General features: G+C 55.3%; 24 protein-coding genes and 2 riboswitches. Of the genes, 17 read left to right on the forward strand and 7 right to left on the reverse strand.

Annotation, left to right across the window (positions count from 1 at the left end; genetic code table 11):
* Positions 1 to 50: 50 nt before the first annotated feature.
* Entirely contained in the window at positions 51 to 824 is a 774-nt protein-coding gene (locus HED22_RS13055) for a DeoR/GlpR family DNA-binding transcription regulator (protein ID WP_167722872.1), read from the forward strand.
* Positions 825 to 835: 11 nt separating this feature from the next.
* Here the strand turns inward: HED22_RS13055 and HED22_RS13060 are convergent, their stop codons facing one another.
* Entirely contained in the window at positions 836 to 2,170 is a 1,335-nt protein-coding gene (locus HED22_RS13060; RefSeq protein ID WP_167722874.1) for an aspartate aminotransferase family protein, read from the reverse strand.
* Positions 2,167 to 3,168 (reverse strand): phosphotransferase enzyme family protein, encoded by a 1,002-nt coding sequence (locus HED22_RS13065; protein WP_167722876.1) that lies wholly within the window; start codon positions 3,166 to 3,168, stop codon positions 2,167 to 2,169. Before HED22_RS13065 ends, HED22_RS13060 begins: the two co-directional genes overlap by 4 nt.
* A gap of 237 nt (positions 3,169 to 3,405) precedes the next feature.
* On the opposite strand from HED22_RS13065, the gene fabG reads away from it, so the two are divergent.
* The gene (gene fabG, locus HED22_RS13070; protein ID WP_167722878.1) at positions 3,406 to 4,185 is read left to right on the forward strand and encodes a 3-oxoacyl-ACP reductase FabG; all 780 of its coding nucleotides are present in this window, start codon (positions 3,406 to 3,408) and stop codon (positions 4,183 to 4,185) included.
* Between the two features lie 81 nt (positions 4,186 to 4,266).
* Here the strand turns inward: fabG and HED22_RS13075 are convergent, their stop codons facing one another.
* Both HED22_RS13075 and HED22_RS13080 read right to left on the reverse strand, forming a co-directional pair.
* Positions 4,267 to 4,800: a dihydrofolate reductase family protein gene (locus HED22_RS13075; protein ID WP_167722880.1), complete on the reverse strand. Its 534-nt coding sequence runs from the start codon at positions 4,798 to 4,800 to the stop codon at positions 4,267 to 4,269.
* 162 nt (positions 4,801 to 4,962) lie between these two features.
* Positions 4,963 to 6,402 carry an L-serine ammonia-lyase gene (locus HED22_RS13080; RefSeq protein WP_167722883.1) on the reverse strand — a complete coding sequence of 480 codons (1,440 nt, stop codon included), beginning with the start codon at positions 6,400 to 6,402 and terminating at the stop codon, positions 4,963 to 4,965.
* A 69-nt stretch (positions 6,403 to 6,471) separates the two neighbouring features.
* Positions 6,472 to 6,593, reverse strand: a riboswitch (glycine riboswitch).
* A gap of 3 nt (positions 6,594 to 6,596) precedes the next feature.
* Positions 6,597 to 6,702: riboswitch (glycine riboswitch) on the reverse strand.
* A gap of 273 nt (positions 6,703 to 6,975) precedes the next feature.
* Here HED22_RS13080 and gpmI point away from each other — a divergent pair.
* From gpmI to HED22_RS13130, 10 genes are all read left to right on the forward strand, one after another.
* A complete protein-coding gene (gpmI, locus tag HED22_RS13085) occupies positions 6,976 to 8,568 on the forward strand; it encodes a 2,3-bisphosphoglycerate-independent phosphoglycerate mutase (protein ID WP_167722885.1) in 1,593 nt (530 codons plus the stop codon).
* Positions 8,546 to 9,901 (forward strand): murein hydrolase activator EnvC, encoded by a 1,356-nt coding sequence (locus HED22_RS13090; protein ID WP_167722887.1) that lies wholly within the window; start codon positions 8,546 to 8,548, stop codon positions 9,899 to 9,901. The genes gpmI and HED22_RS13090 overlap by 23 nt, the downstream gene beginning before the upstream one ends.
* Positions 9,898 to 11,199, forward strand: coding sequence for a S41 family peptidase (locus HED22_RS13095; RefSeq protein ID WP_167722889.1), 1,302 nt, complete (start codon positions 9,898 to 9,900; stop codon positions 11,197 to 11,199). Before HED22_RS13090 ends, HED22_RS13095 begins: the two co-directional genes overlap by 4 nt.
* Positions 11,200 to 11,257: 58 nt before the next feature.
* Positions 11,258 to 12,790: a divergent polysaccharide deacetylase family protein gene (locus HED22_RS13100; protein ID WP_167722891.1), complete on the forward strand. Its 1,533-nt coding sequence runs from the start codon at positions 11,258 to 11,260 to the stop codon at positions 12,788 to 12,790.
* Positions 12,791 to 12,827: 37 nt separating this feature from the next.
* Complete coding sequence (locus HED22_RS13105; protein ID WP_167722893.1) at positions 12,828 to 13,373, forward strand: RNA pyrophosphohydrolase; 546 nt, start codon at positions 12,828 to 12,830, stop codon at positions 13,371 to 13,373.
* Between the two features lie 78 nt (positions 13,374 to 13,451).
* Positions 13,452 to 13,640: a hypothetical protein gene (locus HED22_RS13110; RefSeq protein WP_167722895.1), complete on the forward strand. Its 189-nt coding sequence runs from the start codon at positions 13,452 to 13,454 to the stop codon at positions 13,638 to 13,640.
* A 121-nt stretch (positions 13,641 to 13,761) separates the two neighbouring features.
* Positions 13,762 to 14,568: a methyltransferase domain-containing protein gene (locus tag HED22_RS13115; protein ID WP_167722897.1), complete on the forward strand. Its 807-nt coding sequence runs from the start codon at positions 13,762 to 13,764 to the stop codon at positions 14,566 to 14,568.
* Positions 14,569 to 14,602: 34 nt separating this feature from the next.
* Complete coding sequence (locus HED22_RS13120) at positions 14,603 to 15,448, forward strand: alpha/beta fold hydrolase (RefSeq protein WP_167722899.1); 846 nt, start codon at positions 14,603 to 14,605, stop codon at positions 15,446 to 15,448.
* 219 nt (positions 15,449 to 15,667) lie between these two features.
* Positions 15,668 to 16,345 (forward strand): hypothetical protein, encoded by a 678-nt coding sequence (locus HED22_RS13125; protein WP_167722901.1) that lies wholly within the window; start codon positions 15,668 to 15,670, stop codon positions 16,343 to 16,345.
* 118 nt (positions 16,346 to 16,463) lie between these two features.
* The gene (locus HED22_RS13130) at positions 16,464 to 17,450 is read left to right on the forward strand and encodes a squalene/phytoene synthase family protein (RefSeq protein WP_167722903.1); all 987 of its coding nucleotides are present in this window, start codon (positions 16,464 to 16,466) and stop codon (positions 17,448 to 17,450) included.
* Positions 17,451 to 17,524: 74 nt separating this feature from the next.
* Here the strand turns inward: HED22_RS13130 and pgk are convergent, their stop codons facing one another.
* The 3 genes from pgk to HED22_RS13145 form a co-directional block, all read right to left on the reverse strand.
* Positions 17,525 to 18,721 carry a phosphoglycerate kinase gene (pgk, locus tag HED22_RS13135; RefSeq protein ID WP_167722905.1) on the reverse strand — a complete coding sequence of 399 codons (1,197 nt, stop codon included), beginning with the start codon at positions 18,719 to 18,721 and terminating at the stop codon, positions 17,525 to 17,527.
* A 138-nt stretch (positions 18,722 to 18,859) separates the two neighbouring features.
* On the reverse strand, positions 18,860 to 19,705 hold the full coding sequence (gene dapF / locus HED22_RS13140) for a diaminopimelate epimerase (RefSeq protein ID WP_167722907.1): 846 nt from the start codon (positions 19,703 to 19,705) through the stop codon (positions 18,860 to 18,862).
* Positions 19,706 to 19,814: 109 nt separating this feature from the next.
* Positions 19,815 to 20,321: a hypothetical protein gene (locus HED22_RS13145; protein ID WP_167722910.1), complete on the reverse strand. Its 507-nt coding sequence runs from the start codon at positions 20,319 to 20,321 to the stop codon at positions 19,815 to 19,817.
* 402 nt (positions 20,322 to 20,723) lie between these two features.
* Between HED22_RS13145 and ccoN the strand changes: the two genes are divergently transcribed.
* The 5 genes from ccoN (at position 20,724) to ccoG (ending at position 25,821) form a co-directional block, all read left to right on the forward strand.
* A complete protein-coding gene (ccoN, locus tag HED22_RS13150; RefSeq protein WP_254870024.1) occupies positions 20,724 to 22,196 on the forward strand; it encodes a cytochrome-c oxidase, cbb3-type subunit I in 1,473 nt (490 codons plus the stop codon).
* Positions 22,197 to 22,210: 14 nt separating this feature from the next.
* On the forward strand, positions 22,211 to 22,942 hold the full coding sequence (ccoO, locus tag HED22_RS13155; protein ID WP_167722912.1) for a cytochrome-c oxidase, cbb3-type subunit II: 732 nt from the start codon (positions 22,211 to 22,213) through the stop codon (positions 22,940 to 22,942).
* Between the two features lie 15 nt (positions 22,943 to 22,957).
* Positions 22,958 to 23,119 (forward strand): cbb3-type cytochrome c oxidase subunit 3, encoded by a 162-nt coding sequence (locus HED22_RS13160; RefSeq protein ID WP_167722914.1) that lies wholly within the window; start codon positions 22,958 to 22,960, stop codon positions 23,117 to 23,119.
* A gap of 15 nt (positions 23,120 to 23,134) precedes the next feature.
* Entirely contained in the window at positions 23,135 to 24,007 is an 873-nt protein-coding gene (gene ccoP, locus HED22_RS13165) for a cytochrome-c oxidase, cbb3-type subunit III (protein ID WP_167722917.1), read from the forward strand.
* A gap of 314 nt (positions 24,008 to 24,321) precedes the next feature.
* Positions 24,322 to 25,821, forward strand: a complete 1,500-nt coding sequence (ccoG, locus tag HED22_RS13170; RefSeq protein WP_167722919.1) for a cytochrome c oxidase accessory protein CcoG — start codon at positions 24,322 to 24,324, stop codon at positions 25,819 to 25,821.
* Positions 25,822 to 25,841: the final 20 nt, after the last annotated feature.

A 25,841-nucleotide genomic window follows, 5' to 3' on the forward strand; every position in this document is an offset into this window, starting at 1 on the left:
ACTGCTTAAAACGGCTGGCGCGATGCGGGTGCGGGCACTATCATCGCGTCATGGCAGCGAACAAGAAATCCCTTCGACAACAACGCATTCTGCGTGAACTCGACCACGAACCGTCGCTTCGGATCGCGGATCTGGCAGAACGGCTGAATGTCTCGAATGAAACCATTCGACGCGACTTTGACGAACTGACGTCGCAAGGGTTGATCAACCGCACCTATGGCGGGGCGGTCCGCCGTCAGGCCAGCGAGCCGGGGCTTAATGAACGTCATCAGCTTCACATTGCTGAGCGTGAAAGCATCGCCAAGCAAACGGTTCCGGTTCTGGCCGGTACACGCCATATCATGATCGGTTCGGGTGCAACCACGGTTCATGTCGCCAAACGACTGGCGGTGACCATGAACGATCTGACAGTGATCACCCATTCCTTTGGTGTCGCAACGGTTCTTGCCATCAATCCGACGATCCGGGTGATCATGGCACCGGGCCTTTATCACGCACAGGAAGGTGCCATGCATGGCGCACAGACCGTGCGGTTCTTGGAGAACTATCGGGTGGAATGGGCCATTCTCGGGGCCAGCGGCCTTGATGAAGATGGGGCTAGCGATGCATTGATCGAGGCGGCTGATGTCTATTCCGTCATGATGGAACGCGCGACGCGCAGCATGATCGTTGCCGATCACACCAAGTTCAATCAGGCCTTCCCGGCGCGCTATTGCGATTGGACGTCTGTCGATGTTCTGGTCAGCGATGAAAGCCCGATGGGCATGCTTGATGAAGCTATTCGTGCAAGTGGCTGCACGATCAAGGCTGCGACACGCAGCTAACAACGTGCTTCCTAGCGGCAGGCACGCAGGGACTTCGCCAGGGCCTCGATAAAGAAATCAACCTCGGACGATTTCAGACACAGCGGCGGGCGAATTTTCAACGTCTGCCCATATTTCCCGGCTGCCCCGATCAAAACGCGATGTTCGCGCATGGCGTTGATAACGTCACTGACCAGTTGCCCGCTGGGGTTTGCCGGATCACCATCAGGTGCCAGATCAACACCGATGAACAACCCCGCGCCGCGAACGTCCGTGATGCGTCCATCGATGTCGGCCAGATGCAGCAATCCTTCACGCAATGACTTGCCGCACAGGGCGGCATTGGCCTGAAGGTTTTCATCGCGGATGACATTCAAAACGGCAAGTCCCGTCGCCGATGCCACCGGGCTTGCGGCAAATGTGTTGAAATATCCGACATCGTCGCAAAATGCGCTGAGCAATTCCGGGCGCACAGCAATGCCTGCCATCGGAAAGCCATTGCCCATCGGTTTGCCCATGCTGACGATATCGGGTTCGACATCGTGGCGGGCAAAACCCCAGAAAGCATCGCCGGTTCTGGCAAAGCCCGGCTGCACCTCGTCAGCAATAAATATCCCACCGGCGCGATGAACAACGGCTATCGCCAAACGCAAGAAACCGCGCGGATTGGAAAACACACCATCACTGGAAAAAATGCTGTCGGCGATCAGGGCGGCAACACCGTATCCGCGATCCCGCAAAACCAGGACGGCCTTGTTCACCTCATCAGCAAAGCCGGCAGCAATATCATCACCATAGGCAAGCTTGCCGGGGGCCGGGACAGCGATGACATGATCGGGCAGATTGCCGCGTTTGAGTGCCGATGGCGAAATCTCGGTCACGGCTGTTGTATTGCCGTGGTAGGCAGCCTCGGTAACGATGATTCCGCGCGCCCCGGTCGCCCGCCCGGCAATGCGCAACGCAAGGTCATTGGCCTCACTTCCGCTGCAGGTCAGAACGATGTTTTCAAGATAATCAGGGAAAGTCGCCTTGAGACGATCAAGATATTCCTCGGTCGTCTGATGCAGATAGCGACTGTTGATATTAAGCTTTGCCGCCTGATCAGCCATCGCAGCCACCACACGCGGATGGCAATGCCCGACCGACGGTACATTGTTATAGAAATCAAGATAGCTGGTGCCATCAGCCGAAGTCATCCAGCAGCCAGACCCCGACACCATTTCAATCGGATCGCGGTAAAACAGAACCGATGCCGCCCCGAAGTTCCGGGTGCGTCGCGACAACAGGTCATCACTGGTGCCGGACTGACCGACTGACGTTTTACCGTTATAGGCATTCATATCAAGAATGGGGCGCGCAGATTTCATTGTGCACTCTCGGCGCTCAGGTAGTCCTTTGCCATTTGAAGGGTTCCGGCCGTAAAGCCTGTGCCCATTTCCTGCGCGGTCGGTGTTTCCGGATGGCTTGCGATCCATGCCGTCAGTAACAAACGCCGCAACATCACAAAGCTATCAAGCATTGCTTCGTCATCATCCGAGAACGGCGCGACAGTGCGGTATCCTTCAACCCATGCTTCCTTGAGTGCCGGGACAATCGGATCAAGCTCGATAAAGCTGATGGCAGCGGCAAAGTCGTAACCAAACCAGCCAAAACCACAGTCATCGAAATCAATCACCCCCAGCCGATCCCCATCGACCAAAAGGTTGGCCAAACGCAGATCGGCATGGATCAGGCCATAGCGATCATTGTCCATCCCGAAAGCCGACAATTTCTGATCAAGATGAATACAAAGACGTTCAAGCAATGCCAGACCATCCGCATAAAGGCCCGGTGCATCGCGCCAGTCCCCCCAATGCGGATTGGCCCCAAGCGTTGTGTCAAAGGTCCAGCTTTTGCGCACAAAATTAACCGAACGCGTCCATTGCCGCGCGTGACCATGCAGTCGCGCACTGATCGCACCCAGTTTGAAAAACCCATCCACCAATGCCTCGTCGGCAGAGGGTTCAGTACCACTCATGAAATCAAAGGCGACGACATGGCGACTGACCCCGTCATGATCAAATTCGGCGACCAATGATCCATCACTGCGCAGTCGTGGCTTGGGTGTATCAACGATGTCGCTGGCCCGAAGGGCATTGATCCAGGCAAGTTCAGACTCGATTTCAGCCCGCGTATGATAACCCGGTCGATGAACGCGCAAGATCAGTTTTGCCCCACTATTCGGGTCGATCGCCAGAAAGGTCGCATTTTCCGAAACGGTCAGAAGCGCAACATTGGCATCCGGCCCCATACCCCAACCGGGCAGAACCGATATCGCGCCCTGTTTCAGGACATCAATCATGTTGTCATCGTAAATACCGCCCAACCGATGCCTCCTGTCGCTTGCTCATGACCGCTCAGCCCCACGTTGCGCGCCGTTCCCAAGCTATTTTGTGAATAATGCGGCACAAAATGTGTAACTTGCAACATTTTTTGTTGCATCACGGAATATTTCGACCAATCATCAAGAAAAGATAACGCAGCGCACAATCAGGGACCGGCAATCCGCCAAAACGCCCCCAAGGCAGGCGCATTGCCCAGTGACTTCACGAAAGGATCAACCATGCTGACTTCGATTTCCGGAAAAAGTGTCATCGTGACCGGCGGCTCAAAGGGCATTGGCAAGGGCATTGCCCTGGTATTTGCCAGTAAGGGGGCCAAAGTCATGATTGCTGCCCGCACCGAAAAGGACGCGGCGGCAACGGTTGATGAAATCAAGGCCGCCGGGGGGACTGCCGACAAGTTCCTGTGTGACGTCTCGGATTTCGATCAGGTAAGTGCGCTTGCCGAATACACGGCCAAAACCTTTGGCGGCGTTGATATCCTGTGCGCCAATGCTGGCATCTTTCCGCAGGTCAAGATGGTCGATATGACGGCGGGCGACTGGGATCAGGTGATGTCGACCAACCTAAAAAGCAGCTTCTTGTGCGTGAAAGCCTGCATCCCCTATTTCGAAAAATCCGGCAAGGGTCGCGTGGTGATCACATCCTCGATCACCGGACCTGTCACCGGCTATCCCGGTTGGTCGCATTATGGCGCGTCAAAGGCGGGGCAACTTGGCTTTATCAAGACCGCCGCCATGGAATTGTCGCGCTATAACACCACGATCAATGCCGTCATGCCCGGCAATATCATGACAGAGGGTCTGGCTGATCTTGGTGAGGAATATCTGAGCTCGATGGCCAACTCGATCCCGCTCAAACGCCTTGGCAGTGTCGAGGATATCGCCAATGCCGCGCTCTTCTTTGCATCCGACGAAGCAGCCTACATCACCGGTCAGCAAATCGTGGTTGATGGCGGCCAGATCCTGCCGGAATCGCTTGAGGCACTTGAAGAGATTTAAACAGCCACAAGGCGTCAAAGACGGTAGAGAAAAGCAAAGACCGCATCGCGTTCATTCGATGCGGTCTTTCTCTTTTTTGGATTACGCCAGACCGTATTGACTGCGTACGACGCCTGAATTGTATCGCTCGGACGCCAACAGGCGGGGCTTGAGCCCCCCGGCATCACGCCCGAACAGCGATATCCCGTCCCCCAGCACTTCCGGGATCGTAAAGATATCCAGTTGATCAGCAAACCCGCCAAACAGGAACTGTGTCACCACACTGCCCCCGCCAACAACCCAGATGTCACCATCCCCGGCCCGGCGGTCACGCAATTGATCAACCAGTTCAATGATGCTGCCACCATAGGCCTCGGTATTGGCAGGCCGGTCATGGGGCAGGTCGCGCGATGTCAGAACGATTGTGCGCCGGGCCTCATAGGGCCAGTCGCCAAATTCCATCACCTGGTCAAAGGTATTTCGCCCGATGATCAGGGTGCCTACGGAGTCCAGAAAATCGTCAAAGCCGAACTCGGCCGGGTCGTAGTCACCCAACCAGTCCACCGCACCATTGGCGCGCGCAATGAAGCCATCCAGACTGACCGCGATATAAATGCGGAACAGTTTTTTGCTCATGTCTATGTCCAACCGATATTGGGGTCTTTGCCCCTATTTTTAATCGGCAAATCATAGCAAAACACCAACCGCAAGTCGCAAGAAACAAGTACAACAAACCGGTTCATTTACATGAAACATGCCAAAAACCCCGGGTTTCCGCCCTATTCTTAAGAATTGGAATTAGCACTCGACCACGTTGACATTGACCGCAAGACCGCCCTGGCTGGTTTCTTTGTACTTGGTTTGCATATCGAGTCCCGTCTGACGCATGGTCTCGATCACCTTGTCCAGCGACACGGTATGTTGCCCGTCACCACGCAATGCCAGACGTGCAGCATTGATCGCCTTGACCGCCCCCATGGTGTTGCGTTCGATGCAAGGCACCTGCACCAGACCACCAATCGGATCGCATGTCAGACCAAGGTTATGTTCCATGCCGATCTCGGCGGCATTTTCGACCTGTTCAGGTGTTCCGCCCAGAACCGCACATAGCGCGCCAGCCGCCATCGAACAGGCAACCCCGACCTCGCCCTGACAGCCGACCTCGGCCGCCGAGATCGACGCACGTTTTTTATAGATCGATCCGATTGCCGCCGCTGTCAGCAGGAATTCTCGGATATTGTGCTGATTGGCATTGGCGCCGAACTTTTCGTAATAGCGCAGGACCGCCGGGATAACACCTGCCGCCCCGTTTGTCGGCGCGGTCACAACCCGCCCGCCAGCAGCGTTTTCCTCGTTCACGGCAAGGGCATACAGATTGACCCAGTCAATCACGGTCAACGGATCACGCAAGCCCGCTTCGGGCTTTTCGGTCAGTTCCTTGTAAAGGTTTGATGCCCTGCGTTTGACATTAAGACCACCTGGCAAAATGCCATCGCTACGAACGCCCCGATCAATGCAGTTCATCATCGCGTCATGGACGCGATCGACAAAGGCGATGGTTTCTTCCGGGCTGCGCCAGCTTTGCTCGTTCTCCATCATGATTTCCGCAATCGAGCGCCCTTCGCGCTTGCAGATTTCCATCAGTTCATCGGCTGAGGAAAACGGGAATGGCAGGGTGATGTTATCGCCGGAATATTCCGCACCGTGATCATCGCTTGAAACGATAAAGCCCCCACCCACCGAGAAATATTCCTGGGTGTGGATTTTCACGCCATCGCGGTCAAAGGCCGTGATACGCATGCCATTGGGATGCTGCGGCAGGGTTTCGGTGAAATGAAACACCAGATTGGTATCGCGGTTAAAGGCCACCGGATATTGGCCATAAAGCTGCAAAAGATTGGTGTCATCAATCGCGGCCACCGTTGGCGCAATGTCATCGGGATCAATATTGCGCGGGCGCTTGCCATTAAGCCCCATGATCACGGCGGTATCCGTGGCATGGCCCTTGCCGGTCAGGGCAAGCGAGCCATACAGATCGACCACAACACTACCGGTATTTTGCAAAAGATTGCGCGCCTCAAGCTCGAGACAGAAACGATATCCTGCCCGCATCGGGCCAACCGTATGTGAACTCGATGGACCAATACCAATCGTGTAGAGGTCGACAACCGACAGGTTGACGTCATGCTGGGAATTGTCTTGCGATCCCGAAGACGGATCGGTTGCGGGGTTGGTCATCAAGGGCCTCCTTCACGGCTCAATAACGCGCTTATTGTCGCGCTGTTTAAGAACCGGTGTATTTGCCCCCTCTGTCCCTTGACCTGAGATTATCCGCCCTGACCGATCAAGATCGACCAATGGCGTTCATCCTTCGGTGGAAACCTGACCAGCGCTTTCTCCCAGTCGCTTTTTGGTTTCTCTCTCCAGAGCCTCTATCCGTGACGGTCCATCTGCCTGAGAGTGTTATGAGGCAATTGCTCCTTCGGCGCCGCACATCATGCAAATCGCGTGATATCCGGACTCTCCCGTCACGGTGCGAAATGGCATTTCTGCCACCTCAGAGGTTCACCGTCAGATTGAACACTATCTGCGTCATTAGACACTGTCAAAAGAACTGGTTTGCATCTGCAAAATTTTCTTCGGCGGATGCTGTTAAGCACCGGCAATCGTGCTAAATTGCCGGTATAATTCATGTACCTGTTGTGCGCGAAGGTTGACCCACCCTGCCCGCATAGCGGGATTGATGGCGAAACATCCCGTAAGTCACCATATTTACGGGACATTCAGCCTTTTCCTTTATCTGTGGGGTTTATGAACGTGACTGTATCGAATTCCGTAAAGCGCCCGCGCCCGGTGGTGCTGTGCATTCTGGACGGCTGGGGATATCGCGAAGAAAGCAAGAACAACGCTGTTGCGCTTGCCAATACGCCTGTCTGGGACGACCTTTACGCCAACAATCCGACCGGATTCCTCAAGGCCTGTGGTCTGGATGTCGGCCTGCCAGAAGGTCAAATGGGCAACTCGGAAGTCGGTCACATGAACCTCGGCGCTGGCCGTGTGGTCATGCAGGAACTGCCCAAAATTGACGAGGCCGTCAAAGCCGGCAGCATCGCCGAAACCGACGCCGTCAAAAAAATCATCGACAAGCTTTCCGATTCCAAGGGCGTTTGCCATATCGCCGGCCTTCTGTCCGAAGGCGGGGTGCATTCCCATCAGGCCCATATGGCAGCCCTTGCCAAAATCATCGCGGGTGCCGGTGTACCGGTTAAGATCCACGCCTATCTTGATGGCCGTGATACGGCGCCGAAAAGTGCGGCCAAATTCCTCGAGAAATTCCGCGCCCTGATTGGCGATGCCAATGTTGAAATCGCGACAGTCACCGGGCGTTATTACGCCATGGACCGCGACAATCGCTGGGAACGTGTCAGCCAGGCCTATTTCACCATGGTGAAGGGCAAGAATTACGCCGATGGGCGCACGGCTGAAAGTGCCGAGGCCGCAATTGCCAGCGCCTATGAAGCCGACACAACCGATGAATTTGTTCTGCCGACCATAATTGGCGACTATGACGGAATGAAAGATGGCGACGGCCTTCTGATGACGAATTTCCGTGCGGACCGTGCACGTGAAATCCTTGCAGCCCTTTGCGCGCCGAACTTTGACGGCTTTGATCGCGGCACCCCGGTGAAATTCGCCGTTCAGGCCGGGATGGTCGAATATTCGTCCGAACATGCGAAATACATGGATGCGATCTATCCGCCCCAAACCCTGCCAAACATCTTTGGCGAAGTGGTTTCCAAGGCTGGCATGAAGCAGCTTCGCATCGCCGAAACCGAAAAATACCCGCATGTGTCCTTCTTCTTTAACGGCGGCGAAGAACAGGTTTTCGAGGGCGAGGAACGTATTCTGGTCGCATCGCCAAAAGTCGCGACCTATGACCTGCAGCCAGAAATGTCGGCCCCTGAAGTCACCGAAAAGCTGGTGGCTGCCATCAAGTCGGAAAAATACGACACGATCATCCTGAACTTTGCCAACCCGGACATGGTCGGCCATAGCGGCATCCTTGAAGCCGCAATGAAGGCAGCCGAGGCCGTTGATACCTGTCTTGGCAAGGTCATTGATGCGATCAAATCGGTTGGGGGCGTGGCCTTTGTCACCGCCGACCACGGCAACTGTGAAGTGATGGTCGATCCCGAAACCGGTGAACCGCACACCGCACATACGCTTAATCTCGTGCCGACCATTCTTGTTAACGCTCCCGAAGGGGTAACGTTGGAAGATGGTCGTCTGGCCGATGTCGCGCCGACCTTGCTGCAATTGCTGGGTCTGCCGCAACCGGCTGAAATGACCGGAAAACCCTTGCTTAAGGGCCTGAAACAGAATGACGCGCTTCTTGCGAGCTAAATCAGTCTCGAAGATATTCTCGCCTGCCTTGACCGCGATTGCGCTGTGTCTGGCAGGCGGGACAGCGCCTTCTTTTGCCCAATCGCTGCAAAAGGTTGATCAGCAGCTTGATCAACTTGAAAGCCAGCTTTCCGAACAGCAAAAACAGGAAGAGTTCCTGTCACGCAAATCGCGTGAACTCTGGACCGAGGAACAAGCTCTTCAGTCCGAGGCGATCTCTGTCGCCAGACGCACCCAGCGCCTTGAAACCACGCTGACCGACCTGGAAGATCAGCTTGAAACGCTTGAAACGCGTGAAAAGGTCGCCGCCACCAGCCTCGAAGACAAGGCCGGGCAGTATGCCCGTATCCTGATGGCCCTTCAGCGTCTTTCGACCACTCCGCCCGAGGCGGTAATTGCCTTGCCGACCTCGCCACAAGATACGCTGCGCTCAGCCGTTTTGCTGAAGGCTGCCCTGCCCGGCGTCGAACAACATGCGCGCGATCTGCGCAAGGAACTGGTCGAAATCGCATCGCTGCGTGACGACATTCGCGACCGAAGAACAGACGTTGCAAGTGCAACCGATGAACTCCAGCAAGAACGCGCATCCCTTGCGGCCCTTCTTGATGAAAAACGTCGTCTGCGCGCCCAGACAGAGGCCGAAGCCGAAGAAGCTGCCAAAGCGGTCAGCTTGCTGGCCGATGAAGCCAAATCGCTCGGTGAATTGTTGCGCAATCTGCAAAACCGCGCCGAAGGTCTGCCGATACCGCGCGCGCGCCCGGAAGTTCGCGTTGCCTCACGCACCGAACCGGATGCAGACACGCTTGGCGCGACACCAATTGCCAGAAACACGCCGCCACCACCGCCCGAAAGCAAGGCTGATACGGGCAATAGCGGCGACAATGATACCAGTGACGAAGAATTCGCCGTTGGCAGTTCAATCACCCTGGCGCAAGGCAATCTCAGGATGCCGGCCAGTGGTAAAGTCGTTACACTTTTTGGTGAAAAATCACGTGGTCCCGATGGTTTGACAGTTAACCGGTCAAAGGGAATTGAGATCAGCACACGCGCAAACGCGCAGGTTGTCTCGCCCTTTGACGGCAAAGTTGTCTTTGCGGGCCCCTTCCGCGGCTATGGCCGACTCTTGATTATCGAACACGGCGAAGGATACCATAGCCTTATCGCCGGTTTTGATCGGCTGGACAGTGTGGTAGGACAATATCTATTGGCGGGCGAACCTGTTGGTATTATGGGTGAAACTGCGCCAAAACTGTATCTGGAGATGCGCCAGGATGGGGAAGCAATCAATCCGCTTCCATGGCTGGCCTCGAAAAACGGCAAGGTAAGTGGATGAAAACCTCTCGATTGGCAGTACTCGCACTCGCGACCGGCATGACTCTCGGCCTTGCGTCGCCAGGATTGGCGCAATCTTCAACCTCCTCGGCTGAGACCTATCGCCTGCTCAATCTGTTCGGCGATGTCTTCGAGCAGGTCAAAGGCAAATATGTCGAACAAGTTGATGACAAACAACTGATCGAAGCGGCCATCAACGGCATGCTGACATCGCTTGATCCGCACTCTTCATATCTGAATATGGATAATTTCGAGGAGATGCAGGTCGATACCCGTGGTGAATTCGGTGGTTTGGGTATCGAAGTCACCATGGAAGACGGCTTTGTCAAAGTCATCGCACCGATCTATGACACACCGGCTGAAAAGGCCGGTCTGCAGCCGGGCGACTTCATCACTCATATCGATGGCACCGCCATTCGCGGCCTGACGCTTAATGATGCGGTCGAAATGATGCGCGGCAAGGTCAATACCGATATTGTCCTGACCATCATCCGCAAGGGCGAACAGGCGCCGTTTGACGTTACCCTGACCCGTGCCGTGATCAAGATCCAGTCGGTCCGCGCCGAACCGAAAGACGATATCGGCTATATCCGCATCACCAAATTCAATGAACAGACCGCCAGCGGCCTGCAGCGCGCCATTGCCGACATGCGCGAAGAAATCGGCCCGGAGATCAAGGGGCTTGTGATTGACCTGCGCAACAATCCGGGTGGCCTTCTTGATCAGGCGATTTCGGTTTCGGATGCCTTCCTTGATAAGGGCGAAATCGTATCGACCCGTCCGCGCGACACTGAGAATACTGAACGCTACAATGCACGTGCAGGCGATCTCAGCGAAGGCCTGCCGATCGTCGTTCTGATCAATGATGGTTCTGCCTCGGCATCGGAAATTGTTGCGGGCGCCCTTCAGGATCACCGTCGCGCAGTCATCATGGGCACGCGCAGCTTTGGCAAGGGATCGGTTCAGACCATCCTGCCGATGCCCGGCAACGTGGCGCTTCGCCTGACCACGGCGCGCTATTATACGCCATCTGGAAAATCCATTCAGGAAGTGGGCATTGTACCGGACATCATTGTTCCGCAGGCACGTGTCGAAAGCATCGAAGCCGACACCCGTCGCTCTGAAGCGTCCCTCAACGGAGCGCTTCGCAACGAGGACGAAGGCATCACCGATGCGGAACAGGATGCTAATTCCCGCCGTGACGAGGCCGAACAGCTGGCGATTGACGATTATCAGCTGTCGCGCGCGCTGGACATGATCCGGGGTATTTCCCTGTTTGGCCCGCGTCCGAATGGATAAGGTTGGGCCCGGCATCGTGAGAGACTGACTGTTCGTGTTCAGGAAAATCCTAAATTCCTTGCCGTTCCGAAAAAAGAAGAACGGCGATATCGACGGGGAAATGGCCGATGATTTGGCCGACGACCTTGGCGAGGGGATGACTGACGCCGACGACGATGAAGAAGACGTCAATCTTGATGACCTGCCCTTTAACGAACTGCCGATCGAGGAACAGTCCAAACGGCTGCCAAAGCGTCCGAAATCGCGGCGCAGCTGGCTGTCGAAGCTGCTGATCATTACTCTGTTCCTGTCACCCTTTGGTGCGACAGCGGTCGCGATGATCCCGATCCTTGATCCTGAAACCGGTTGGCGCCTTTTCCATACCGGCGGGCCGGAATCGACGATGACGGTTCCGGGGACCGAACGTGAACTGCAAGAAGAAATCGCGCGTGGCGTTCAGGATGTTCAGGATCGCGACCGCGCCGCACAGGAAGCTGCGAACGGTGAAAATGGTGACGGACAGTCTGCCGAGGACATTGCAGGTGACCTTGACGGTGTTTCCGACCTGATCGGCACCCCTGGGGCAACTGATAGCACCGGTGATAACGCCCCGACCCCCGAAGAACTGGCCGCCCTGATCGAAGAAGAAGGATCACTTGATGATCCGATCGAACCCGATCCCCTGCGCCCGGCCCCGCTGCCGGGCCTTGATGAGGAAGGCAGCTTTGGCCGCGTGCCGCGCATTGGTGATGATGGCACTACACCGTTTGATGCCTATAAACGCCCGTTCGAACTTCCGGAAGACACGCCTGTTGTTGCGGTTGTACTGACCGGTGTTGGCTTAAACGATCAGCGCACAGAAACAGCGATCAATGATTTGCCGCTGAATATTTCACTGGCGATTTCGCCCTATGCCCGCGATCTGCAGACAGTTGCGCGAGATGCGCGCGCCATGGGCCATGAAGTCTTCCTTGAACTTCCGATGGAACCAGCCGACTTCCCGCTTTCCGACCCCGGCCCGCGTGCACTTCTGACGTCTCTGTCAGAGGGTGAAAACCTTGTCCGTCTGGAATGGCTGCTGGCCCGTTTCCCGGGCTATGCGGGACTGGTCAGCCGTCAGGGATCAAAGTTTGGCAGCCTTGATAGCGCCATTCGCCCGGTAATCGAATTCATCTCGCGGACCGGTCTGATGTATATCGAAGGATCAGGCAGTGGCGTTGCCAGCTATGGCGCGCAATTGGCCGCAAACGCTGGCAGCCCGAATGCGATTGGCAATGTGATCATTGATGACACGCCAAGCCGCCGCCAAATCGACAGGCGATTGGCGGAACTGGTCGAGATCGCCAAACGCGAAGGCGTTGCCGTCGGGATTGCGCAATCCTATCCGGTAACGATCCAGCGTCTGCGCAACTGGGCCTTCCGCCTGAAACGCCAGGGCGTAGTTCTGGTGCCGGTCAGTGCCGTTTCTGGCCAACAGGTCCCGGAACAGTCAGCCGACGAGGCCGAAGCTGCGCGCCTTGAAGCCGAAGAACGCGAACGCGAAGCGATGGCCGAACAAGCCGCCCAGGAAGAAGAAAACGCCGAGCCCGCCAACACAATCGAGAACGAGTGACAGATGCCGGACCCCGGCCCGTCCGTCAGGAGAAATCATGGCAAAGAAGTCCGATAAACCCAAAAAGACGGAAACCGTTACCCCTGATAAAGTCACGGCAGAGGATCTTCCCTATCGTCCGTGCGTCGGCATTGCCCTGTTTAATGCTGACGGGCTTGTCTGGATGGGCAACCGGTTCGGGTTCGAAGGTGCCTGGCAGTTACCCCAGGGCGGCATCGATGATGGTGAAACCCCGGTCGAGGCCGCCATGCGCGAACTCAAGGAAGAAATTGGTACCGATAAAGCCGAAATCGTGGCCGAAACACCAAGCTGGCTGACCTATGACTTGCCAAAACATCTGATTGGTAAGGCGTTTAAGGGCAAGTATCGTGGCCAGAAGCAGAAATGGTTTGCCATGCGCTTCACCGGCAAGGACAAACACATCAATATTGATGTACCGCATCCAGAGTTCGATAGCTGGCGCTGGAACGATTTGGCGACGCTACCCGATCTGATCGTGCCATTCAAAAGACCGGTTTATTTGCAAATTGCCGCTGAATTTCATGATATACCGCAAAGAATTCGCGACATGAGTCAGTCATAAGATGACTTTTGCGGTTTGATCGCAGCTCAGTTTTCGCTAAATTTGAATAACAAACATTCGGCTTAGAGGAGTTCCAGCATGGGTATGGATCGGTTGATCTTTGGTGTTCTGACCATCGTGGTCGGTCTTTTCGGCCTGTTTTATGCGTCAGGTTCGCACGATGGCTATTCCTATTTTGTCGGCCTTGCCCTGTTCTTTGGCGCCGTACTGTTCATGTTCCAGCTGATCAAGGGCCATTATGACCAGCTTGAAGCTGCTGATCACTGATCGCTAAGGTGATTTAAGGTCCGGTTTGCTGCGCCCCGTTCTTTGGTTCGGGGCGTAAGTCTTTGAGGTTTCATCACCTCAATGCTTCAAACGACTCCCGAAACGCGATAAGAGTCTCCCCATGAGCAATACACATTGGGACCCTGCCCGTTACGGTTTGTTTGGCAATGAGCGCCTGCGACCGGCCATCGATCTGATTTCACGTTTGCCCAAACCGGCGAACGGGTTTTCTCCCCGCAATATTGTCGATCTTGGCTGTGGTCCGGGATCGGTAACTGCCGTCCTCGCAGATGCCTATGGCGCTGGCACGGCGGGCGGGCCAAGCATCGTCGGGGTCGATTCTTCTGACGAAATGCTGAAAACCGCGCGCGAACGCGACGAAAATATCACATGGCAAAAGGCCGACATTGCCGACTGGCAGCCTGATGAACCGGTTGATCTGCTGTTTTCCAACGCAGCGCTGCACTGGGTGCCAGATCACTCAAAGCTTTTCCCGCGGCTTCTTGAACATTTGCGCCCAGGCGGCATGATCGCCATTCAGGTGCCCAACAACTTCCTTGCCCCCAGCCACCAACTTATCGGAGAAGCAGGCATGGATTGGCGCAAGGAAGTGGCAACCGCAATGCATGCGGCACGTATCATGCGTCCGGGTGATTATTTCGATGTCTTGGCCCCCGTCTGCGATGACATCGACCTGTGGCAAACCCAATATTGCCATGTCCTGACCGGACCAGATGCTGTGTATAACTGGACCAGTTCAACCATCCTGCGCCCGGTCATGGACGCGCTGCCGGATGACGAAGCCCGCGAAAAATTCACCACGAAATACAAGGAACGCCTTAATCAGGTTTATCCTTCACGTGATGACGGACGGACGCTGTTCCCTTTCAACCGACTGTTCATGATCGCCCGCAAGAAATCCGGATAACGATCAACCAGATATCCCTGACAAGGAGCGCCCCATGGCGGACTTTCGCGAACATTTCGTCAAATGCTGCGGTTATGAGGTTCACGTCAGGGCATGGGGCGATCCGACCAAGCGGCCACTTCTGATGATCCACGGACTTGCCCGTCTGGCAGATGACTTTGACCATGTCGCCCCGCATTTCACTGATCAGTATTACGTCCTGTGCCCGTCGATGATCGGGCGCGGGTTTTCTGGCTGGGCGCACGATCCTGACGCGGAATATACCGTTCCCTTCTATGTCGCGCAGATGTTTGAACTGCTCGATCATTTCAACATCGATACCTGTGACTGGATCGGAACATCCATGGGCGGCCTGATTGGGCTATATGCCACGACCGAAGTCGCCGGACGCATCGAACGGCTGGTGCTGAATGACATTGGCCCGGAACTTGATCCGAATGCGGTTGCGCGCATCAAATCCTATGTCGGGGCCTCACCAGAATTCGAAACCATCGACGAGGTCGAACAGCTTGTTCGGTTGGTTTATGCCTCTTTCGGGGTCGCCGATGACGCCACATGGGCATTTTTGGCATCAAGGTCAGTACGCCGCCTGCCGAATGGTAACTTCATGATGCATTACGATCCGGAAGTGATGCGGGTCTTTGCCGAACATATTGATTCTTTTGACGCATGGGCCGAATTCGAAGCCCTCCCCTGCCCTGTCATGCTGATCAGCGGCGAACAATCCGACCTGATTCCCAAGGCAATTGTCGACAAGATGAAGCAGAAAAAACCGGAAATGCCGGTTTTTGCAGTGGCGAACTGCGGACACGCACCCCATCTGAATGATAAAGCGCAAGTCGACGCAATCCGGGACTTTCTGAGCAAAAGCACATCCTGATCGGCCAAGGCCCGATCACACAGAAGATGTCGTCACGCCATAAAATCCCGTCCGTCATGAATCCAGCGATCATTTGCTGCGCGCCAAGAACGCAGCAAGGGTTCAACGGTTGTTGGTTGGGACCAACAAAATCATACCATTCAAGCGTCCGGTACAGGATGCAGTCTGGCCGTTGCCTCGATTTCCGTGGTTGTTCAATCACCTGTGGGCACAGGCGACATGACAAAGCTGTATTGGTTAGTTCGGGTCAAAAGTATCAAGACCCTGACGTTTCTGATGACCTTGCTGATCGCGGGTCTGGTTCAGAGCCCCCTTGTCATGGCCCAATCACTTGAAACTGATCCTGCTTCGCCACCAGCCATTCAACTGGTCCCGGGCGGCAGTGCCTTTGGTCCCGGGGGGATTCGCACCGCCAATCCGACCGGCTTTGATCGCGATTTCACCCCGTCTGCACGGTATGGCATCACGCTGAACCCGGATGCCAACGCGCCCGATGACCCGGCGCAATACTGGCTTGAATTCGGGGGTGCGCCGCGCGCAGATCACGGCATGAATGCCCGGATCGGCCTTGGCTATTCCCCATCCCCTGATCTCGGCTTTTCACTGGGGCCGTTCGTTGATCTTGATGCCGCAGCACCCGGCACGGTTGGCGTGTATCAAACCGATCCGTTCGGGACACAGCGCCCCATGCGTCCGGGCTTTGGTCACTCTTCCACAGGAATTACCCATGATGCCGGGCTTGCCGGGTCGCTATCCTATATGCCGCTTGAAGATATCTGGATCGGCCTGCATGGCACGCTTTCGCGCGATCTCAGCACCCAGAACCCCGAAGACGGACTGCTTGACGGGATTGATGCCATGTTGGGTCTGACGGCACGTTATCGCATTGAATTCTGATCACGTAACTTCGTCCGACTTGCTGACTTCGCGGCCAGTTCCCGATTCTGCTGTTGCACCGGGCTGGCAGTCCTGTATGACTGTTTGATAAGGAAACCAAAGGGACATTCAGACGCGCATGAGCCATTCGCTCCCCCCTGAACATGCTGTGCTTGGTGCACCGTTCGATGCTTGCAACGAACTGGCCGCAGCAAAGAATGCCAACCTGTACCGCGCGGCCATGCGCCTTTCGCCTGAACGGCAACGTTTCTTTCTGGCGGCTTATGCATCCATGCGCGTGATTGACGACATCGTCGATGATGGCTTCCTTGAACTCCCTGATGCCCAGCGCGATGCTGAACGTGAAAACGTCCTTGAAACCATTCATCAATGGCAGACCCAGATCATTTCCGCCAAGGCGGATGTTGATAATCCACTGCCCAATCATGGCCCACTTGAACAGCCGGTCTACGACGCGCTGCGTCTGACGCTGGGGCGTAGCGATCTGCCTGCAGATCCCTGGATTGAACTGGCAGATGCGTTGCATCGCGACATCGCGGAAGAACCGATGGATGAATGGGATGATTTCATCGCCTATTGCGAGGGTGCGACTGCGGCGCCGGCATCGATTTTTGTTTATCTGCTTTCAGCACGCCATGATTCGGAAATCGGCTATACCTCGCCGCTGACCAATCCCCCGATCTATCACGCGCGCGACATGGCGATCTTTTGCTATATCATTCACATCCTGCGCGACCTGCCCGACGATATCAAAGGTCCGGATCGCCTTGTGACCATCCCGTCTGAAATGCTGATCGCGGCTGACATCACCTTGGGCGAGATCCGCAACGCCATCGGTCAGGCCAAATACGAAGACCTCGATTACCTTGGCAAGATCATGCTCGAACACGCGTGGGAGCATTTCGAAACAGGTCAGGCCAGATCCAGTGAACTTCTGTCAGTCCTTGATACTGACGAGGCCGATACCCTGTCCCGCCTGTTCACGGTTTATATCGAACTGGGCAGTGCCATGATGGAAGACGGGTATGCAGGCTTCCTGAAGAACCGCGACGAGATCATGAAAAACACGGCGCAAAACAGCCTGCCTGACGTCAAAAAGGACTAAGTCCGACCCGAACCAGACAAAAGAAAACCCCGCCAGCTTGGCGGGGTTTTCTGTTTTTTCTGACGCCAGAAGGCCTAGCTGGCGCGAAGCGCCGCCACCCCTGGAAGGGTTTTACCTTCCAGCCATTCCAGGAACGCGCCGCCAGCAGTCGAGACATAGGAAAATGCCTGATCAGAATCGGCATGACGCAGGGCTGCGACCGTGTCGCCACCCCCGGCAACCGACAGCAGCTTGCCCGCCTTGGTCAGTGCAGCCGCATGCTGGGCAACCGAAACAGTTGCAGTGTCAAACGGCGTGATTTCAAACGCACCCAGCGGACCGTTCCAGACCAGTGTTTCACACGACTCCAGACGCTTATTAAGATCCTCGATCGTTGCCGGACCAGCATCAAGGATCATACCGTCTGCCGGGACATCATTGATGTCAGAAACATCATGTGGCGCATTGGCGGCAAATTCCTTGGCGACCAGACCGTCAACCGGCAGAACGATTTCGCAATTGGCGGCTTCGGCTTTCTTGAAAATCGCGCGCGCAGTTTCAAGCAGGTCATGCTCGCACAGTGACTTGCCAACATTCACACCCTTGGCCGCCAGGAACGTGTTGGCCATGCCACCGCCAATGACCAGCTGATCAACCTTGGCAACCAGGTTGCCCAGAAGATCAAGTTTGGTGGAGATCTTTGCGCCACCAACAATCGCCATCACCGGATGTTTCGGTGCTTCCAGCGCATTGCCAAGTGCTTCGAGTTCAGCCTGCATCAAACGACCGGCATAAGCCGGAAGAGCACGCGCCAGTCCCTCGGTCGAGGCGTGCGCGCGGTGCGCACAGGAAAACGCATCATTGACATACATGTCGCCAAGTTTGGCCAGTTCAGCCACAAAATCCGGATCGTTCTTTTCCTCTTCGCCGTGATAGCGCAGGTTTTCCAGAAGGGCGATTTCACCGTCTTTCAGGCTATTGACCACGCTTGCCGCCGCATCACCGATGCAGTCATCGGCGAATTTCACCGGACGACCAAGCTGCTTGGAAAGTGCTTCGGCCACCGGTTTCAGGCTCATTTCCGGAACGCGCGCACCCTTCGGACGACCGAAATGGGTAATCACCACCAGTTTCGCCCCGGCATCAGCCAGTTCGATCAGACCCGGCACGGTGCGGTCAATACGAGTCGTATCGCCAACAACCCCATCCTTCATCGGAACGTTAAGATCAGCGCGCAGCAAAACGCGCTTGCCAGCGACATTGACACCGTCAAGCGTATTGAAGTCAGCCATTATCTGAACCTGCTTTTGAGTTTTACAAAAGACGGGATTGGGTGTCCCGACATGGATTGAACCAAATCCTGATGCGCCCTTTTTTGCCCGATCAGCGCAACCGACGCAAGGCCGTATCAGGCCCGCAAAAATACCTGATCAATGGTTCCCCAGAAGGGACGCATGCAAAAAGCCCGAGAAACTGGTCGCCACCGGACCGGTCATCAGCACATGATCATCTGGCAGCCATTCAATGGTCAGTGGCCCGCCATCAAGGATGATCTCGACCTTGCGCCCGGTCAGCCCACGGCGCGCAGCCGCAACACCTGCGGCACAGGCCCCGGTACCGCAAGCACGGGTTATCCCGACGCCGCGTTCCCAAACCCGCATGCGCAACTTGTTCTCATCAATGATGCTGCAAACTTCGATATTGGCGCGCTCCGGGAACATTTCGTGATGTTCAAGCACGGGGCCGAGTTTCTCGATATCAATGGACTCGGCATCATCAACAAAGAAGACGCCGTGCGGATTGCCAACATTGACACCGACCGCATCCGAAAGCGGACCAAGCGATAGCGGAATATGGTTGGTATCAACCGCCTCGGACAGCGGGATATCCCGCCAGTCCAGTTTAACCTGCCCCATATCAACCGTAACACGGCCATCGGCCAGACCATTGGCATCAAGCAACCCGACAACGGTTTCGATGATGACTTCCTTGCGGCCAAGCTCGCCCATGACAACGCTGGCAATACAGCGCGCGGCATTGCCGCAGGCTTCAACCTCGCCACCGTCATTATTGCGGATGCGCATAAAGGCGTCGGCAAGATCATCACTGGCCGGTTCAATCACGATCAACTGATCGCAGCCAACCCCGGTCTTGCGATCGGCAATACGGGCTGCGGTTGCGTCATCAAGATCAAGCACAGCGGGATCGCGTCGTCCGTCCAAGACAACGAAATCATTTCCCAAACCATGCATTTTGACAAAAGGAATACCGTTCATACCCGCCTTATAATCCTGATTTCACACTGCGTCCACAGGTGGAATCCCCGATAGATCAGGGGGTGTTTTCAAACCGGATTGTCAGGTTGAAGGAAGACAGCAAGCGCGATCAAGCCGTCATTCGTGGATCGGCCGGGGCACAATAGCGCACCTTGCTTGGCGCATAGCCCGAGCGTGCGAAATAGGTCCGAAGACGGTCGTCCGGCTCCCCGAGGGAGACATAGACATTGCTGCACTGGTGAATACGCGCCAGACGGGCCATCCCGTCACGCATGGCATCAAGGACATAGTCGCCGGAAACGATTTCAACCGCCATGACATTGTCAACATGCAGCACGAGGCCATCGGTCATGTCATCGCGGACGTAATAGGAAAACAGCCCGTGGATATAGCCACGTTCATTGGCAACCACGATGATGCCACGCTGGCGCTGCCAAAGAATGTCATCACCATTGTTTTTTTCACTCGCAAAGCTTTTGGTGACCGGCATGCAATACTGGTCAACAAATGCCCGCCAGCGGTCAAAAGACATGTCGACTTTCAACATCTGAACCAGCGGATATGTCATATCCGCAGTTTGTGCTGTAAGTGGAAGTGACTTATAGGCTTCTGACATGATCCTGCCCTCTGGAATTTGCCTGATCATGCCGCAAATAATTCGACCCCACCTTGATGTGTATCAACACCTTTTAAGGGTTTGGCGCGCATAAACACAGCCAGTACAGAAGTACCAGCCGAAGGGCCTTAACGTTTCCGCTGATTGAATTTCTGACGGGTTTGCAAGCCGATATTGACGTAGGTCAATGGCTTTCGGATGAACAGTCCGCATACTCATCGAACGAAATAGGAAACCTCGCCCGGAATAGCGCGCCCTGATCAGAGACCAAGGCGCATTTTGGGTGGGGCTTTTTGTGCAGGTGAATCGAAGATCGCAAGGGTTATCGGTTCATCAGGACTATTGAAACTGCCCAAGAGGGTTTTGGGCAGTTCACCCGACCACCTTGAACGGGAGTCAAGCATGAGCCAGGGGAGCATGGCACAGGCAGCATCGCCTTCAGTTGCTGTCGATTATAATATGGACGTTGTGCGCTGGGGCGCACTTGCGACCGTATTTTGGGGAGTAGTCGGATTTTTGGTAGGCGATGTCATCGCATGGCAGCTTGCTTTTCCGGTTCTCAATTTTGATATCGAATTTTTGAACTTCGGACGTTTGCGTCCGCTGCACACGTCCGCAGTGATCTTTGCCTTTGGCGGTAATGCGCTGCTGGCGACGTCATTCTATGTCGTACAGCGAACCTGCCGCGCCCCGCTTTATGGTGGCAAGGCTCTTCCGGCGTTCGTTTTCTGGGGCTACCAGCTGTTCATCGTGATGGCAGCCATCGGTTATGTTACCGGTGTGACCCAGGGACGTGAATATGCCGAACCGGAATGGTTTGTTGACCTGTGGCTGACCATTGTGTGGGTTTGCTATCTGGCGGTCTTCGTCGGTACTCTGCTCAAGCGTAGAGAGCCGCATATTTACGTTGCGAACTGGTTCTATCTGGCCTTTATCGTGACCATTGCGATGCTCCATCTGGGCAACAACTTGGCGATTCCGGTCTCGTTGTTTGGCACGAAATCCTATTCGATGTTCTCTGGTGTGCAGGATGCCCTGACCCAGTGGTGGTACGGCCACAACGCTGTGGGCTTCTTCCTGACGGCTGGTTTCCTCGGCATGATGTACTACTTCATTCCGAAACGTGCCGAACGTCCGGTTTATTCCTATCGCCTGTCGATCATCCACTTCTGGGCGCTGATCTTCCTGTATATCTGGGCTGGTCCGCACCACCTGCACTACACCGCACTTCCTGACTGGGCACAGACCCTTGGCATGACCTTCTCGATCATGCTGTGGATGCCGTCATGGGGTGGTATGATCAACGGTCTGATGACGCTTTCGGGCGCCTGGGACAAACTGCGCACTGATCCGGTTCTGCGCTTCATGGTGGCGGCTGTCGGTTTCTACGGCATGTCGACCTTCGAAGGCCCGGTCATGTCGATCAAGGCGGTCAACGGCCTGTCGCACTATACCGACTGGACCATTGGTCACGTGCATTCCGGTGCATTGGGTTGGGTTGCCTTCGTATCGTTCGGTGCGATCTACTTCCTGATCCCGGTCCTTTGGAACCGTGAACGCCTGTATTCGATGCGCCTTGTTGCTCATCACTTCTGGCTCGGCACCATCGGGATCGTTCTTTACATCACCTCGATGTGGGTTTCGGGGATCATGCAGGGCCTGATGTGGCGCGCCTATGACGAGCTTGGCTTCCTTCAGTATTCCTTCATCGAAACTGTCGAGGCAATGCATCCCTACTACATCATTCGTGCAACCGGTGGCCTGCTGTTCGTGCTGGGTTCGCTGCTGATGGTCTGGAACGTTTACAAGACCATCAAGGGTGACCTCCGAAACGAAGCACCGATCGGCACACCTGCAACCGTTGCAGCCGAATAAGGGGGGAACCAGAGATGCTTCTTAAAAAACACCATATCGTAGAGAAGAACGTCTTCTTTCTGATCCTTGGTATCTTCATGACCATCATCATCGGCGGTATCGTTGAAATCGTACCGTTGTTCACGATGGAACAGACCATTGAGAAGGTTGAAGGTGTCCGTCCTTATTCGCCGCTCGAACAGGCCGGTCGTAACATCTATCTCCGCGAAGGTTGCTATAACTGCCATTCCCAGCAGATTCGTCCCTTCCGTGACGAAGTCGAACGTTATGGCCATTACAGCCTTGCAGCAGAATCGATGTATGACCACCCGTTCCAGTGGGGTTCGAAACGAACCGGTCCGGATCTGGCACGTGTCGGCGGAAAATATTCCAACGCATGGCATGTGGCCCACTTGATTGACCCGCGCGCTGTTGTGCCGGAATCGATCATGCCGGGTTATCCGTTCCTGGCGGAACGCAAACTGAATTTCGATGACGCTCAGGCACATCTCGAAACCCTCAAGCTGGTAGGTGTTCCCTACACAGACGAGATGATCGAGGCGGCCAAGGCAGACCTTTACCTGCAGGCCAGCGAGGATGCGGCCTATGACGATGATTTCCTCGCACGGTATCCGAATGCGGCAACAGGTGATTTTGACGGCAACCCGGCAGAACTGACCGAAATGGATGCGCTTGTTGCGTACCTGCAGGTCCTGGGCCGGATGGTCGACTTCACCACCTACAACCCGCAGATGAACCTGCGCTAGTGCAAGGGGATCGTCATGGAATTCTTTACGCAACTCGCTGACTTTTTCCGCCCTCTGTGGGGTTTGTGGCTGATGCTGCTGTTCAGCGCGATTATTGCCTGGGTCATGTGGCCTAGCAAAAAGCGCAACAAGGACATGGAAGCACATGCACAGATCCCCTTCCGGGATCAGGATTGAGGGGAGAACAGAGCAATGTCGACAAAAGTCGAGAAAGATCAGGTTTCAGGAACTGATACCACCGGTCATGAATGGGATGGCATCAAGGAACTCAATACTCCGCTGCCGTCCTGGTGGGTCTATGTCTTCTGGATTACCTGCATTTGGTCGGTTGGTTATTGGGTGGTTTACCCTTCCTGGCCGACCGCCAGCGATTATCTCAAGGGTACGTTTGGGACCACCAACCGTACCGAACTGCACGAAACCATGGCCAATGTTGCGGCCGAACGTGCACCTTACATGGAACGTCTGGCAGCCCTGGATGTGTCGGAAGTCGTCAATGACCCCGAACTTCTGAACTTCTCCATGGCGGGTGGCAAGGCTGTCTTTGCCGACAACTGCGCACCGTGTCATGGCACCGGTGGTTCGGGTAACCCGGGCTTCCCGTCGCTGCAGGATGATGCGTGGCTTTGGGGCGGTACGCTTGGGGCGATCAACGAAACACTGCATGTCGGTGTGCGTTGGGACGCCAACGAAGATACCCGCTTCAACGACATGCCGGCATTTGGTCGTGACGGCCTGCTTGAACGCGACCAGATCGAAGACGTGGTTGAGTATGTTCTCTCCTTCACGAACCGTGCAACCGACGCCGCAGCAGCGGATCGCGGTGCGGTCGTGTTCGAAGAGAACTGCGCGGCTTGCCACGGCGAAGACGCCAAAGGCATCCAGGATCTCGGTGCTCCGAACCTGACCGACGCCATTTGGCTCTATGGTGGTTCAAAAGAAACCATCACCGAGACGGTCGTGAATTCCCGCCGCGGCGTCATGCCCGCCTGGGGTGATCGTCTGGACGAAGAAACCATCAAAATGCTGACGGTTTATGTCCACTCTCTTGGTGGCGGTCAGTAAGCCAACATTTCCGAAAAAGGCCAGTGATCACAGATCACTGGCCTTTTTCTTTTTCAGCGTCTTTTCCCAGGTCTTCGGCCCGAACCGATTGGCGCAAACATTTCAGACGAATATGCATGATTAAATTGACATGTGTCATGGTGTGTTTGCTGGGCCTCTCGTATCTTCTGCCTGAGATTTGAATAATTAGAGTTTGCCCTGCAAAGCTGCCAGAAACCCAAGTTCTCCTGACAGCCCAACCTTCAAAACGACTGGTGGGTCCAACCCACGAAGAGAGCAGCCGTAAGGTTCAGAGCAACAACCAGGTAGCGAACATGGCCATGTCCAATTTGCAGCATTCCGAAGTCACCCCGCAGGGCAATCCGGACCTCACGCCAGAGGAAGAGGATATCCAGCTTTATAAAACGCGCGACAAAGTCTATCCGAAACGCGTGTCTGGTAAGTTCAGGAACCTCAAATGGTTTGCACTGATCGCCCTTCTTGGCATCTATTGGGTTGTGCCATGGCTGCGCTGGGACCGTGGACCAAGCGCGCCTGATCAGGCCGTTCTGATCGATATGGACCTTGGCCGCGCCTATTTCTTCTTCATCGAAATCTGGCCGCAGGAAGTCTACTACATCACCGGCATCCTGATCATGGCGGCAGTCGGTCTGTTCCTTGCGACATCGCTGTTTGGGCGCATCTGGTGTGGCTATGCCTGCCCGCAAACCGTATGGACCGACCTGTTCATGCTGGTGGAACGTTATATTCAGGGTGACCGCAACGCGCGTGTACGTCTCGACAAGTCGAAATGGACGCTCGAAAAAATCTGGAAAATCAGCGCCACCCATCTGGCATGGATCGCCATTTCCATGGCGACCGGTGGTGCCTTTGTCCTGTATTTCCACGATGCACCAACCGTCATGGTCGATATTTTCACCGCCAACGCGTCATTTGGCACCTATGTCACCATCGCCTTCCTGACGGGCTCCACATACCTTCTGGCTGGTTGGGCACGTGAACAGGTCTGCACCTATATGTGCCCGTGGCCGCGTTTCCAGTCGGCGATGCTTGATGATGAAAGCATGATCGTCACCTATGAAGACTGGCGTGGCGAGACGCGCGGTCCGCTAAAACGCAAAAACCTGGTGCGTGGCGAAGTGCCCGAAACCGGTCACTGCATTGACTGCCATGCCTGCGTCAACGTTTGCCCGACCGGCATTGATATCCGCGACGGCCTGCAACTTGAATGCATCGGCTGCGGTCTGTGCATTGATGCCTGCAACGAGATGATGGACAAGGTAGGCTTCCCGCGCGATCTGGTCCGCTTTGATTCGGTCCAGAACACCCAACTTCGCGCACAGGGCAAAGCAACCCGGGTGCGCATCATTCGTCCGCGCACGATCTTCTATTCGATCCTGCTGGTGATCATCGCCTCGGTGATGATGTTTGGCCTTGCCAACCGTTCGGTTCTGGAACTGAATGTCCTGCGCGACCGCAACCCGCTGTTTGTTGCCCTGTCCAATGGGGATGTACGTAACGGCTACACCATGAAGGTGCTGAACAAGGAACAGGCCGAGAAAACCTATGTCCTGTCCATTCAGGGGCTTGATGCCACCGAACTGCAGGTGATTGGCCTGACGCCAAATCAGGATGGCACCTTTGACCTTGATGTGGCACCGGACCGTGTTGGCAGCTTCCGCGTCTTTATTGCCGCCGATCCGCAAGAGCTTGACGGCAAATCAACACCGTTCGAGTTTACGGTAACCGATCAGGACACCGGAAACACCGAAACCTATGATACAGTGTTCGCCGGTCCCGAGACCGACAACTGATCGCAATAGCGTATCAGTAT

Origin of the sequence: Thalassospira sp. HF15, assembly GCF_011806525.1 — a bacterium.
In the GTDB taxonomy this organism is placed as follows: domain Bacteria; phylum Pseudomonadota; class Alphaproteobacteria; order Rhodospirillales; family Thalassospiraceae; genus Thalassospira.